Genomic DNA, 12,445 nt, shown 5'->3' on the forward strand with positions numbered 1-12,445 from the left:
GCCGACACCTACATCTACAATTCGGGCGACGGCCATGACGTCATCACCGAAGCCCCGTCCTATGACACCACCACCCTGGACCGGCTCGAACTCGGCGCAGGCCTGACCGCCGACCTGTTGCAGATCACCCGGGACGGCGCGCATCTGACCCTCAGCTTCACCGGCCACGCCGGTTCGATCCGGCTGGACAATCAGGACAACACCCTCGGAGCGGGGATTGAAAGGATCGTCTTCGGGGACGGCGAGGTCTGGACGCGGGCCCAACTTCTTCAGGCCGCGGCCTTGCCGGCGATGGCGGCCCAACGCGCCGGTCTTCCCGACGAGATACTGTCGGACGCCTTCGTGTCCCTACCGGCGGAGAGGTCCGACAAAACAGCTGCTTTTGATGCACAGACCCTGCCGGTTCTGGAGGGCCGATGGGAAGAGGGGGGCCTTGACGCCGACGCCTCCGGGGGGCTCCTCTGGCTCGCCCAGGGGCCCGACAGCCCCTGCCCGCCCCAGGAAGACCTCTTCGTCCACCCGCAGGACTGGATGACCTGAGGCCGCCCGGCCCGGCGTCCCGGCCTGGAGACGAGCCGTCGACGCCGGGCGCCCGCCGTATAGCGCGCCGGCGCGGGTCTCCGCGCGCCTCTTCCATGGACGTGGGACTCACCAGACCGTCCGCGTGGCCCGCCTCGCGATATGACCGGACGCCGCCCCCGGTCCCGTACGCCTTGCAGCCCGGCGAGCCGGTCAGGACGGATCGACGATGCCCAACCCCACCGCCTTCGCCACCGCTTCGATCCGGGTCCGGACCTGCAGCTTGGCGCACGCCTTCTCAAGGTCGCGCAGCACGGTCCCGCCCTCGGCCTGATAGGCCTCGACGCCGACAAACCGCGCCCGCCGGTCGTCCGCCGAGACCTTGGCCTCGGTCATGGCGCGGCGGATCGCATAGACCGGCATATGCCGCCCCATCCCCTCGAACACCTGCCGCTGCCGCTCGACGTCATCGCTGACGCAGAAGGCCATCAGCTGATCGAGCGCCAGCGCGCCTTCCCGATAGGCGGTCATCAGTTCGGGCGCCGCCGCGCCCAGCCGGAGCCGCTGGCGCACAAGAGTCCCCGACACCCCAAACCGGGCGCCGATCTCCTCGGGGCCGTAGCCCTTCTCGTCCGCCAGCCGACGGAAGGCCTCGAACTGGTCAGCGGGATGCATGGCCTCGCGGGTGATGTTCTCGTCCAGACTGATTTCATGGGCGTCGTTCTCGGTGTCGACCGTCACCCGGACCGGATGGGTCCGCTTGACCGCCTTGCGCTTGGCCAGCAGCCGCAACGCCAGACGCCGCCCCTCCCCGATGGTCACGAGATAGTTTCCGGTCGCGACGCCTTCGGCGTTCCGCTCGATCTCGACCACGGGCGGCTGCAACACCCCCTTGGCCCGGATCGAGGCGGCGAGGGCCTCGAGGGTCGCCGCGCTGTGCGGCGTCTTGCGGGCGTTCTTCGGGGACGCCTTCAAGCGGTTGAGGGGCACGAGGATCTCCGCGCCGTGCACCGGCCCGGACGCCGTCGAAACACCATCCTGAACCGGCTCCTGAGCCGCTCCGGTCGCGGCGGCGTCAGCCGCCGCGGGGCTACGGGCTTGGGTGGATTGAGCAGTCATGTCTGCCTCCTTTGGGCAAGGGTTGCAGGCACGCGAAAGGCGCGCCTGAAACCCTGCCCGTCGGCGAGACCGGGGTAGCAAGGGCCAGGGCGGATCGGCCGGAGGGGGATCGCCCGGCCTGCACAAGCCTGCCATTCCGGGAGCCTGACCGTCGTCGCCGGCGCGGAAGGCCGGGGAGACCGGCCGATCCGGCGGCGCAGCCGCGCACCCTGGCCCGCGCGAGGGCGGAGCCCTTAGCGCTTCAGAGGTCGGGTCGTCGTCTGTCGCTCCGGTGAGGCGCGACGAGACCATCCCGGCCAGGGCCCGTCTCCTCCGCCACCGCGCCAGGGCGAGGCGGCGGGCCAGCCTGCATCGCCGGTTGCGGTTTCGCGTAACAGTGGCATCCTGAACCGATGCACATCCTGATCCGTCGCCTCCTGCCCGGCCTGGCCGCCGTCGCCCTCTCGGCCTGCAGCCATGGCTGGAGCCGACCGGGCGAACCGGCATTCGCTATCGAACCGCACACGGCGTCTCTATTCGTCGACAGGGATGGCAGCGTCTATCCGCCGGACTGGCCGTCTCTTTACGGCCCGCAGAGCGCCGCCCGCATCGTCGAGACCGCGTCGCTGCGGCGGGGACTGACCGTGGAACAGGCCACGACATTCGACGAGGGACAGGCGGCGCTGCTGGACCAGGTCGCCGCCATGGCCGGGAGGCACGACCGGGTCTTCATCCTGATCCATGGCTTTCGCGATCCGCAGCCGGGCCCGGCCCACGCCTACCGCACCGTGATGCAGACCATCGATCTGAAGCCGACCGATGCGGTCATCGGCTTCCACTGGGACGGGCTCCAGTCCAGCGACGCGGCGATCGGCAACATCTGGTTCGAGTCCGCCGGCAACAGCCAGATCGCCGGTCTCAGGGCGCTCCGCCCCCTGCTGGCCCGGCTGCATGGCAAGCAGGTCATCCTGATCTCCTTCAGTCGCGGCGCCTCGGTGGTTCTCAGCGCCTTCGGCGATCCGTCCTTTGACGAAACCCGGGCGCGTCAGGAGCGGGAGGCTTTCCCCGCCCTGCAATTGACGGGCGCCGAATTGCCCCCCAACGGCAACACTTTCGATGTCATCTTCCTGGCGCCGGCCATCGGCTGTCCGGACTTCTGGAAGCCCCGGAGCCAATGGGTCCGGGGTCAATCCATCCTGCGGCCGCTCCCGCTCATCCGCACCCTGCAATACACCGTCAATCCCGACGACCCGGCCCTGATGAAGGCGGTCCGTGGCCTGCCCGGCCTGTCCGGGGGCTTCAACGCCACCAATCTCGGATATGTCCCGGCTGTCGGCGAGACCCTGCGCGAGACCTATCCCTTCATGCAGGGCCATCCGATCAGCGGCATCGGCCACAGTTTCGTGGACTACGCCGCCCATCCGGTTCTCCGCACCATGCTGGAGCGGATCGATGTCGGCGCCCGCCCCCTGCCCTTCACGCAAACCTACGCCTTCCGCCCGCAGGTCGCCCACCGGGGCGCCTGTCAGACCCTCGCTCTCTCGTGACCGGTGTCGGTCGCGGCGCGCGCACAGGCGTGATGACCTCGCCTGTCGACGCACGATCACGCCCCAAGGCGTCCGGTGCGACTGACCGCGCCCTGAGCGTCAGCCGCTGATCTTCACCGAGATCGGGCAGTGGTCCGACGGATGCTCGGTTTCCGGGATCCCGCCATACCGGTATTCCTCGAATGACCCCGGCTGCACGCGGGCCGTCGCCGCCGCGCCGGTGGCGATGAAGTCGATGAACTCCCGATAGCGCGCCTTGCAGCCCGCTGGCCGGTCGCCCGAGGCGAGGGTCAGGGTCGCGTCCGCCGGATCCCCGTCGTTCAGATCGGCGAGGAAGGCGTCATCCCGACTGGCCAGGCGTCGGTTCCAGTCGCCCAGAACCACGAAGGCTTGCCCCTCCCTGGCGCGGGCTTCCGTCCACCCTTCCAGAACAGGAAGCTGATCGAACAGGACCGGGCAGTCGGGGTCCGTCGGCGTGCGTCCCGAGTTGCAGCCCGATTTCAGATGAACGGCGAGCAGACGCACCGGCGCCCCCTGCGTCACGGTGATATCCACGCCCCACCGCAGATCGGGATTGCCCAGGGCGAGGGCCGAGAGGTCGGGATTGCGCCGCCACGGCACGCCCTTGCGGATCGCGAAGCCGACGGCCTGGTTCTGAATGAACAGACCGGGCCGCCCGCGGCACTCTCCGCCCCGCCGGCTGGCGGGCCGCGACGACATCACCACATCATAGATCGTCGGGTCGAAGACACGCTCGGCCGCTTGCCGGCTCTGCACCTCCTGGAAGGCGACGACGTCGGCGCCGAGCGCCTCGGCGTGACGACGCAGCGCCGCATAGTCGGCTTCCGTACGAGGCCGGCAACCCTCGCCGTCCCGGTCCGCCAGATGTTCCAGATTCCAGCTTGCGACCTTGAGCTCCCTCGCAGTTGTCGGCGGGTTCAGACCCGCGCAGCCCGAGAGCATCATCGCCGTCAGCGCCATCGCCGTGAAGGATTTCATGGTCAGCATCCTTGCGTTCGAAGAGGGGTGCGGCCCGGCCAACGGCGGGTCGGCGACGGGCCGCGGCTGATCGAGAGGTCGGTCCCGGCCAGCGATCTTCGCGTACCGCATCCTCACGATTCGGGCATCTGAACCCCGGACGGCCCGATCCGGTCCCGGACCCTTCGGGCGACGCTGAAGAGGACGCAACCCGCAAGGTGACGGTGGTCTGGTCACGGATCGACCGACCGACGCCTTTCGGATTCCCTTGAGTCGTATCGAGGAGATCCGCCATGGGACAGGCCAATGCGCCCCTGCCACGCACGATCAAGAAGCCCGAGTTGCGGCAGATCGTGCCGCTGGCCGACAGCACCATCTGGGAGATGGAGCAACGCGGGGAGTTCCCGAAGCGCTTCCTTCTGACGCCGCGGTGCGTGGTCTGGAACCTGGCCGAGGTCGAAGCCTGGCTTGAGCAACGAAGGCGATGTCCCGTTCCTCCGGCAAAGGCGCCGAACGTGCATCTGCGCCGGTCCCGCCCCGTGCGGCGCAGGCCCGACGACGACCTGCCCTGGCGGTGAGGGACGGCGACAGGCGAGCACGGCCCCGGATCAAACTCGCGGATCGAACCGGGGCGCGCGCCCCTCAGGCACGGCCAGAACCGGCGTATAGGCCTGCCCCGCTTCCCAGGCATCGACCGCATTGGACCACTCCTGCGCCATGTGCCGACGCTGCGCTTCGAACTCCGCCTTGTTGTAGACGCCCCGAGACGACCGCTCCTCGTGCGCGAGCCCCTTCTCGATCCAGTCAGAGTTGAAGCCCATCTCGTGCAGAAGGGTCGAGGCTGTCCGCCGCAGATCGTGGACGGTGAACGGCTCCAGCGGCAGTCCGCGCTCCCGCGCCTTGTCCACGATCGCCGTCGTCACACGATTGAAGGTCGCCCGGGACATGGGAGCGTCGGCGTCATAGCGAGACGGCAGGAGGTAGCGCGAGTTTCCGGCGCAGGTCTTCAGCGCGACGAGGATGTCCTGCATCTGGGTGGACAGATAGACGTTGTGGGCCCGCGACCGCTTCATACGCGCCGCCGGGATCGACCAGACCGCGTCTTCGAAATTCACCTCGGGCCAGACGCCGTCCTGCAGTTCGCTCTTGCGCACCATGCTGAGCAGGATGAACTTCAGGCCCAACCGGATCGTCGGAAGCGTAGCGACTTCCCCCAGGAGCTCCAGCATGATCCGGATCTCCGCCGGCGAGAGCGACCGGTCGCGAGGCCGGAAGGTGGCGATGGAAGCAGGCCCGACCCCGTCGGCGGGATTGTCGATCTTCTCCCCGTGCAGGATGGCCCAGCCGTAGATCTGTTTGACGATGTCCCGGACGTGGATGGCGGTCGCGGGGGCTCCACGATCCACGATCGTCTTGCAGTGCGCCCGCAGATCGTCGGGGGTGATCTCGCTCAGGAGTCGGTTGCGCCACTTCGGCAGGACTTCCCGATTGAAGATCGACCTCCGCATGGCCCGCGTGCTGTCCGCCATGGGCGCCTTGTCCATCCAGCCCTGGGCCACGTGCGCGAAGTCACGCGCCTCCTTCAGCCGTCGCTTGGCCCGCTGCTTCTCCACGGCCGGAGACGTCCCGTCGGCGATCATCTTCTTGATCTCGATCAGCCGTTCACGGGCCTGCGCCAGACTGAGACCGGTCCGGCCATATCGGCCCAGGGTCACCGTCTCCCGACGTCCGTTGAAGCGATAATCGTAGCGAAACGAGATCGCGCCGCCGGGCGAGACGTAGGCATACATGCCGTCCCTGTCGGTACTCTTGTAAGGCTTTGATCTGGGTCGCAAATTCTTGAGTGCAGCGTCCGTAAGCACGGTAAAATCGCCTCGATCTGGAGTTGGTCGAAATCGGCCGCCATTTCAGGAACTTTTCTTCGCCAAATCAGAAACTTGGTCGATTTCAGTACCGTCACCGGCCTTGGTGTGCATCTGACGGTATGGGCCCGAGTCCACCGGATCAATGCGCGGCGGTACCGTCGGCAAGGACGGTAAAATGAAAAAAGACCCTCCGAACGATCTCGAAGGGTCTCGACAGAATTCACAATGTTGTCAGAGCTTTATAGGCACCTTCCGAAGCGATCTCGAAAGGTGCCGAGAGCCCCGAATTATTCCCACTCGATCGTCCCCGGCGGCTTGGAGGTTACGTCGTAGACGACGCGGTTCACGCCGCGGACCTCGTTGATGATGCGCGTGGCGGTCTTGCCCAGCACATCCCAGGGGAACGGGTAGAAGTCGGCGGTCATCCCGTCGGTCGAAGAGACAGCGCGCAGGGCCAGCACCTTCTCGTAGGTGCGCGCGTCGCCCATCACGCCAACCGTCTTGACCGGCAGCAGCACGGCGAAGGCCTGCCAGATGTCGTCGTAAAGACCCGCGTTGCGGATTTCTTCCAGATAGATGGCGTCGGCCTGTTGCAGGGTGGCGACGGCGTCCGGGGTGATCTCGCCGGGGATGCGGATGGCCAGCCCTGGTCCGGGGAACGGGTGACGGCCCACGAAGGCGTCGCTCAGGCCCAACTCGCGGCCCAGCGCGCGGACCTCGTCCTTGAACAGTTCCCGCAGCGGCTCGACCAGCTTCAGCTTCATATAGTCCGGCAGGCCGCCGACATTGTGGTGGCTCTTGATGACGTGGGCCTTGCCGCTGGACGACGAGACGCTCTCGATCACGTCCGGATACAGGGTGCCCTGCGCCAGGAACTCGGCGCCCTCGATCCTGGCGGACTCGCGATCAAAGATTTCGATGAACACCCGGCCGATGGTCTTGCGCTTGGTCTCCGGGTCCGACTGACCGGCCAACTCGCCGAGGAATTCCTTCGACGCATCAACGTGGATCAGCGGGATGTTATAGTGCTCGCGGAACAGGGTCGTGACCTGCTTGGCCTCGTCCTTGCGCAGCAGGCCGGTGTCCACGAACACGCAGGTCAGCTGGTCGCCGATGGCTTCGTGGATCAGCACGGCGGCGACCGACGAATCCACGCCGCCCGACAGGCCGCAGATCACCCTGGCGTCGCCGACCTGTTCGCGGATCTGGGCGATCTTCTCGTCGCGATAGGCGGCCATGGTCCAGTCGCCCTTCAGCCCGGCGATGCCGTGGGTGAAGTTCTTCAGCATCTGGTGGCCGCGCGGGGTGTGCATCACCTCCGGGTGGAACTGCACGCCGTAGAAGCGGCGCGTCTCGTCGGCGATCACCGCATAGGGCGAGCCCGACGATGAGGCGACGACGTCAAAGCCGTCGGGGATGGCGACGATCTTGTCGCCATGGCTCATCCAGACTTCCTCCTCCTCGCCCACCGGAGCCAGACCGGCCAGCAGGGGCGAGGCCTTCTCGACGGTGATCGCCGCGCGACCGAACTCGCGGGTGTGACCGCCCTCGACCTTGCCGCCCAATTGCTCGCACATGGTCATCTCGCCGTAGCAGATGCCCAGCACCGGCACGCCCGCCTCGAACACGCCCTGCGGCGCGCGCGGGCTGCCTTCCTCGTGCACGCTCTCCGGCCCGCCCGACAGGATGATCGCCGCCGGCTTCATCGCCGCCATCGCGGCCTCGGCCTTGGCGTAGGGATGGATCTCGCAATAGACGCTCGCCTCGCGCAGGCGACGCGCGATCAGCTGGGTCACCTGACTGCCGAAGTCGACAATGAGAACTTTCTGGTGGGTCGGCTGGGTCATGCGAGCGATTCCGGGGAGGGCGTGGAATGGGCGGGGTCTTGGCGGTCTGAAACCGCAATAGCAAGGGCGGCGAGGCCGTCGGCCTCCAGCACGGCGATCAGGCGATCCAGCGCCGTCGCCAGGTTCTCGTCCACGTGGTGCAGGGTGGAGGTCCAGTCCTCCAGCGCCTTCAGTTCGGCGCGTCCATCCGACACCCCGCGCAAGGCGACCAGAGGAAGGCCGAAGGTCTGGCAGGCGCGCAACAGGGCGAAGGTCTCCATGTCCACCATATCGGCGTCGATGGCGTCATAGGCCGCCCCGGAGACGACATTCCCGCCGGTGGACAGGGTCGCCGTCGGCACGCCCGGGATCGGGCACGGCAAGGCCATCACGGCGGGGAGGTCCAGCAAGGGCGTCTTGCCCTTCTCGAAGCCGAGCGCGCTGGCGTCCATGTCTCGATAAGAAACCGACGACGCCTGATAGACCGCCGCATGCTCCAGCATCGGCGAGCCGCACGAGCCCAGCGACAGCACCAGATCGGGCAGGTCTCCCCTCGCCTCCAGCCGCGCCAGTTCGGCGGTCAGGGCGATTGCGCCCTCGACCGGACCGATACCGGTCATCAGCGGCTGGATGCGCGCCTTCAGATGGACACCGTACTCCGCCGGGGCCGCCATGACGCAGAGGACCGACACGTCGCCGTATCGCTCCATGCGCCAGGCCGCCGTCACGAAGCGCGCTCGTACAGGGCGACGAAGAAGCCGTCGGTAGTGGTCGAGGCCGGTGACAGGCGCAGGCGATGCCCGTCCGCCTTCGCCGCCAGCGTCGCCGCGCCGTCGCCGTTCAGCGCCGCATCCGACAGGGCCGAGGCCACCGTCACCGGCTTGAACTCCGGATGCGCCGCCTCGAAGGCCGCGACCGACGCCTCGTTCTCGCCGCTCAGCATCGAACAGGTCACATAGACCAGACGTCCGCCCGGCTTCACCAGCTGGGACGCCTGCGACAGGATGCGGACCTGCAACGCATGCAAGCGCTCCACCTCCTCGGTCGTCAGACGCCACGCGTCCTCCGGACGCCGCCGCCAGGTGCCCGAGCCGCTGCACGGCGCATCGACGAAGACCACATCGGCCTGACCGTTCAGATCCTCGATCCCGCCGCCGTTCTGGCCCAGCAGGCAGAGGTCCGCCGCCACGCCCGCGCGGGTCAGGCGAGGCCGGATGTTGTCCAGACGCTTCTGCACCACGTCACAGGCGACCAGCGTGCCTTGCGCCTGCATGGCCTGGGCCAGCGCCAGCGTCTTGCCGCCGCCGCCCGCGCAATAGTCCACGACCGTCATGCCCGGCCTGGCGCCGGCCAGCCAAGACACGATCTGGCTGCCTTCGTCCTGGATCTCGACATGGCCCTGTTTGAAGGCCTCCAGCGCCTGCACGTTCGGCGGCGGCTCGCTGGGCAGGCGCAGGCCGAAGGTCGAGAACGGCGTGGGCTCGGGCGACAGACCGGCCTCCTTCAGCTCGGCCTCGACATCCGCCGTCGTCGCCAGCAGGCCGTTGACCCTCAGGTCGATCGGCGCGCGCGGCGCCATCAGCTCGCGCGCCTCCTCGGCCCAGCGCTCGCCGTAGGTCGCCTTGAAGTCCTCGACCGCGAACTCGGGCAGGCCCGACGCGACCCAGCCCGGCAGTTCGCCTTCGCCGGCGGCGGTCAGGCGCGAGCGCTCCTGCTTGGACAGCGGACGGGGACCATAGCCGTCGCCCGAGTGCAGGGCCTCGATCTCGTCCAGCGACAGGCCGTCAATCAGGCTCAGGCTACCGATCACCAGCGCCCGGCCGTCCTCGCGCCCGCCCATGGCCCAAACCAGGCGGCCGCGCGCGCGCAGCACCTTGTAGACCCGGTCGGCGATGGCCCGCCGGTCCTTGGACCCGGCATATCGGTTGGCCGTCCCCCAGGCCTTCAGCACGGTTTCAGCGGGCTGACGCCCCTGGGCGATGCTGTCCAGGATGGAGGCGGCGGCGGCGAGACGGGCGGCTGGGGTCAATTCAGATCTTTCAGACGAACAGGGCGGCGATGACCATCAGCAGTCCGCCGGTGGCGATCAGCCAGACCAGCGAACGAACATAGGGCACGCCGAAGGCGTAGAGCGGGACATAGATCAGCCGCCCGAAGAAATAGAGGTGCGTACCGAGGGCGGTCAGGAAACCGAACTTGCCCTCGATGCTCGCCATGAGGACCGCGCCGATGAACAACGGCAGGGTCTCCAGCAGGTTGTTCTGCGCCCGCTTCAGGCGGCCCGCCAGCTTGCCGGAAGGCTGGGCGTCGCCATCACGCGGGCCCGCGTTCCACTTCCCGCCCAGTTCCGCCGTGCTGGCCATGCCGGCCGCCAGAATCTGGGCGAGCGCCAGAATGAGAGTGAAAGCCAACAGAATGAATTCAGGCGTCATATCCATGGCTTGCACTCCCTTGCTCAGCCCTGACGATAGTTCGGAGCCTCCCGCGTGATCATCACGTCATGGACGTGGCTCTCACGCAGACCGGCGCCGGTGATCCGCACAAAGCGGGCCCGTTCCTGGAAGTCCGGAATGGTCCCGGCGCCCACATAGCCCATCGAGGCGCGCAGGCCGCCGACCAGCTGGTGCAGGACGGGGCTGATCGGCCCCTTGTACGGGGTCTGGCCCTCGATGCCCTCCGGCACCAGCTTCTCGGACGACACTTCCTTCTGGAAGTAACGGTCCGCCGAGCCCGCGCCCATGGCGCCGACCGAACCCATGCCGCGGTACGACTTGTAGCTCCGGCCCTGATACAGGAAGACCTCGCCCGGGCTTTCGTCGGTGCCCGCGAACATCGAGCCCATCATGGCCACGTTGGCGCCGGCCGCGATGGCCTTGGCCAGATCGCCCGAATACTTGATGCCGCCGTCGGCGATGACCGAGGCGCCGGTGCCCCTGGCCGCGCGGGCCGAGTCCATCACGGCGGTCAGTTGGGGCACGCCCACGCCCGCGACGATGCGGGTGGTGCAGATCGAGCCCGGCCCGATGCCGACCTTCACGGCGTCGGCGCCCGCGTCGATCAGAGCGCGGGTGGCGTCATAGGTCGCCACGTTGCCGGCGATGATCTGCAGGCGGTTGTTCTCGCGCTTGATGCGCTCCACCACGGCGGCGACCGAGGCCGAGTGGCCGTGGGCGGTGTCGATCACCACCACGTCGCAGCCCGCGTCGGCCAGCGCCATCGCCCGCTCGAAGCCGGAATCGCCGACCGTCGAGGCGGCGCCGACCAGCAGGCGGCCCTGCTCGTCCTTGGCGGCGTTCGGGAAGGCCTGCGCCTTCTCGATATCCTTCATGGTGATCAGGCCGACGGCCCGATAATCCTCGTCCACCACGATGACCCGCTCGATCTTGCGGGTCCGCAGCAGTTCGCGGGCCTCGTCGCGGCTGGCGCCCTCGCGCACCGTGATCAGGTCGCCGGTGGTCATTAGCGAGGCGGCGGTGACGTTCAGGTCGCTCTCGAACCGCATGTCGCGGTGGGTCAGCATCCCGACCAGCCTGCCCGTCTTCGGATCGACGACCGGGAAGCCGGTGATCTTCTTGCGCTCGACGATCTGGCGAACCTCGCCGAGCGTCGTCTCGGGGCCGACCGTCACCGGATTGACCACCATGCCGCTTTCATAGCGCTTCACGGCGCGGACCTGATCGGCCTGCTCCTCGATGGTCATGTTCCGGTGCAGCACGCCCAGACCGCCGGCCTGGGCCATGGCGATGGCCAGACGGCTTTCGGTCACCGTGTCCATGGCGGACGACAGCAGCGGGATGTTCAGTCTGATGTCGCGGGTCAGCTGGGTCGAGACATCGACCATCGCCGGCATGAACTCGGACGGGCCGGGTTCGAGCAAAACATCATCGAAGGTGAAGCCTTCGCGTATCTCCATGAGGAGTCTCCGTTTTGCGGGCCGCGTATAACCGCACCGGGGGCGGAACCGCAAGGCCCGAGGCGGGCTATTGGACGGATAAGAAAAATTGCCTTGCGTCGCGAGGCTTTGGCCCCAATCTGTCGATAATGGTTCGCATCTTGTTCAACACGGCCCGCCGCCTTGCGCTCAAGATCGCGAGCTATGGCGTGATGCACCTTCTGGTCGCCATCCTGGTGGCCTTCGCCATCACGCGCGACTGGCGTCTGGCGCTGGCGGTCGGGGTGGTCGAACCCTTCTTCCAGACCATCGCCTATTCGATCCACGACCGCGTCTGGCACCGGATCGAACGTCGCCGCATGCTGTCCGGCGTCGAGGAGGCGTCCGAGGCCTTCACCGCCCGCCTTGGCCTCATGGACCCGGCCGAGCAGACGCGCGCCCACGGTCATCACGGCCACGGTCACCATGGCCACAGCCACGCCCTGCCCCGCTCGCTGAAGCAGATCGCGCTGAAGTCGATGACCTACGGCGCCATGCACTTCACGGTGGCCGTTCTGGTCGCCTTCGCCCTGACGCGGAACATCGGCCTGGCCCTGACCATCGGTCTGGTCGAGCCTCTGGTGCAGACGGTCTTCTTCACCATCCACGACCGCATCTGGACGGCCATCGAAGCCCGCAAGGCCAAGCGGGCCGAGGAACTGGCCCAGGCCTGAGCGCTCC

The 12,445-nt window shown here is 67.8% G+C and carries 12 protein-coding genes; 4 read left to right on the top strand and 8 right to left on the bottom strand.

Translation table 11 applies throughout. The annotated features are described in order from the left end of the window. The coding region (locus tag ACODRV_RS15170) for a calcium-binding protein (protein ID WP_488908865.1) at nt 1-540 on the top strand (540 nt) is incomplete at its 5' end. A 192-nt stretch (nt 541-732) separates the two neighbouring features. On the opposite strand, the gene ACODRV_RS15175 is transcribed toward ACODRV_RS15170, so the two are convergent. Next, nucleotides 733-1,638 (bottom strand): ParB/RepB/Spo0J family partition protein, encoded by a 906-nt coding sequence (locus ACODRV_RS15175; RefSeq protein WP_488908866.1) that lies wholly within the window; start codon nt 1,636-1,638, stop codon nt 733-735. Nucleotides 1,639-2,030: 392 nt separating this feature from the next. Between ACODRV_RS15175 and ACODRV_RS15180 the strand changes: the two genes are divergently transcribed. Beyond that, a complete protein-coding gene (locus ACODRV_RS15180) occupies nt 2,031-3,164 on the top strand; it encodes a hypothetical protein (RefSeq protein WP_488908867.1) in 1,134 nt (377 codons plus the stop codon). 99 nt (nt 3,165-3,263) lie between these two features. Here ACODRV_RS15180 and ACODRV_RS15185 read toward each other — a convergent pair whose 3' ends face one another. Beyond that, nucleotides 3,264-4,163, bottom strand: a complete 900-nt coding sequence (locus tag ACODRV_RS15185; protein ID WP_488908868.1) for an endonuclease/exonuclease/phosphatase family protein — start codon at nt 4,161-4,163, stop codon at nt 3,264-3,266. Nucleotides 4,164-4,435: 272 nt separating this feature from the next. Here ACODRV_RS15185 and ACODRV_RS15190 point away from each other — a divergent pair, with 272 nt between their 5' ends. Then, entirely contained in the window at nt 4,436-4,720 is a 285-nt protein-coding gene (locus tag ACODRV_RS15190; protein ID WP_488908869.1) for a helix-turn-helix transcriptional regulator, read from the top strand. A gap of 30 nt (nt 4,721-4,750) precedes the next feature. Here the strand turns inward: ACODRV_RS15190 and ACODRV_RS15195 are convergent, their stop codons facing one another. From ACODRV_RS15195 to guaB, 6 genes are all read right to left on the bottom strand, one after another. Further along, entirely contained in the window at nt 4,751-6,004 is a 1,254-nt protein-coding gene (locus ACODRV_RS15195; protein WP_488908870.1) for a tyrosine-type recombinase/integrase, read from the bottom strand. 290 nt (nt 6,005-6,294) lie between these two features. Next, nucleotides 6,295-7,854: a glutamine-hydrolyzing GMP synthase gene (gene guaA / locus ACODRV_RS15200; RefSeq protein WP_488908871.1), complete on the bottom strand. Its 1,560-nt coding sequence runs from the start codon at nt 7,852-7,854 to the stop codon at nt 6,295-6,297. Next, nucleotides 7,851-8,561 carry a 5'-methylthioadenosine/S-adenosylhomocysteine nucleosidase gene (locus ACODRV_RS15205; RefSeq protein WP_488908872.1) on the bottom strand — a complete coding sequence of 237 codons (711 nt, stop codon included), beginning with the start codon at nt 8,559-8,561 and terminating at the stop codon, nt 7,851-7,853. Before ACODRV_RS15205 ends, guaA begins: the two co-directional genes overlap by 4 nt. Then, nucleotides 8,558-9,862, bottom strand: a complete 1,305-nt coding sequence (locus ACODRV_RS15210; protein ID WP_488908873.1) for an RsmB/NOP family class I SAM-dependent RNA methyltransferase — start codon at nt 9,860-9,862, stop codon at nt 8,558-8,560. The genes ACODRV_RS15205 and ACODRV_RS15210 overlap by 4 nt, the downstream gene beginning before the upstream one ends. Nucleotides 9,863-9,872: 10 nt before the next feature. Further along, the gene (locus ACODRV_RS15215; RefSeq protein ID WP_240811607.1) at nt 9,873-10,271 is read right to left on the bottom strand and encodes an MAPEG family protein; all 399 of its coding nucleotides are present in this window, start codon (nt 10,269-10,271) and stop codon (nt 9,873-9,875) included. Nucleotides 10,272-10,288: 17 nt separating this feature from the next. Then, nucleotides 10,289-11,746, bottom strand: coding sequence for an IMP dehydrogenase (gene guaB / locus ACODRV_RS15220; protein ID WP_141626922.1), 1,458 nt, complete (start codon nt 11,744-11,746; stop codon nt 10,289-10,291). Between the two features lie 128 nt (nt 11,747-11,874). Here guaB and ACODRV_RS15225 point away from each other — a divergent pair, with 128 nt between their 5' ends. After that, entirely contained in the window at nt 11,875-12,438 is a 564-nt protein-coding gene (locus tag ACODRV_RS15225) for a DUF2061 domain-containing protein (RefSeq protein WP_488908874.1), read from the top strand. Nucleotides 12,439-12,445 lie beyond the last annotated feature (7 nt).

It is taken from the genome of Brevundimonas sp. FG8 (assembly GCF_057808845.1).